Annotated in this window: 1 protein-coding gene; it reads left to right on the forward strand. The window is 63.0% G+C overall.

The window, feature by feature from the left end:
- Positions 1 to 44: 44 nt before the first annotated feature.
- Positions 45 to 767, forward strand: a complete 723-nt coding sequence (locus IRY30_RS10255) for an IS6 family transposase (RefSeq protein ID WP_194557349.1) — start codon at positions 45 to 47, stop codon at positions 765 to 767.
- The last annotated feature ends 78 nt before the right edge of the window (positions 768 to 845 follow it).

Genomic DNA, 845 nt, shown 5'->3' on the forward strand with positions numbered 1-845 from the left:
GGTGCTGTTGCAAAGTTGGGGATGGCACGTGAGGATCAGGTCTCATGAGCATCTTCTCCGGTCGCCACTTTCCTCAAGACGTGATTCTGTGGGCGGTGCGGTGGTACTGCCGGTATGGGGTGTCCTACCGGGATCTCGAGGAGATGCTCACCGAGCGCGGTGTGCCGGTGGATCACACCACGATCTACCGCTGGGTGCAGAAGTACGGTCCCGAACTGGATAAACGCACTCGCTGGTACCGTCAAACCTCGCCCTGGTTAGCGGATTCATGGAGGGTGGATGAAACCTACATCCGGGTCGGCGGACAATGGTGCTACCTCTACCGGGCGGTGACCAAGGACGGCCGGACCCTCGACTTCTACATGTCCACCCGCCGTAACACGCAGGCAGCAACGAGGTTTCTGGGAAAAGCGCTGCGCGGTGCCGGTCACCGCGGCCCTGATGGTGGCCCCCGGGTGATCTGCACCGACAAGGCACCGACCTACGCTGCGGCGATCGCAGCGCTGATCGACAAGAAGAAACTGTCGAGGACGGTGAAGCACCGGCAGGTGAAGTACCTCAACAACGTGATCGAGGGTGATCACGGCCGGCTTAAGCGGATCCTGGGGCCCAAAGGCGGCGGGTTCAAGAACCCGGTGTCGGCCTACCGGGCGCTACAGGGCATGGAGGCGATGCACGCGCTGCGCAAAGGACAGGGCAGAGTGTTCGCCTTCGGGAACCCGAACGCGGATGCGGTGATCGTGGCGAAGGCCTTCGCCGGCGCCTGAGGGGCCAGGACTACAGGGGCGGGGATTCCTGTTTCGATCAGCTCCCGGGCACTGCCCGCACCACTTTGCAACAGCACC

The sequence above is a fragment of the Corynebacterium suicordis DSM 45110 genome (assembly GCF_015351405.1).
GTDB classification, from domain to species: Bacteria; Actinomycetota; Actinomycetes; order Mycobacteriales; family Mycobacteriaceae; genus Corynebacterium; species Corynebacterium suicordis.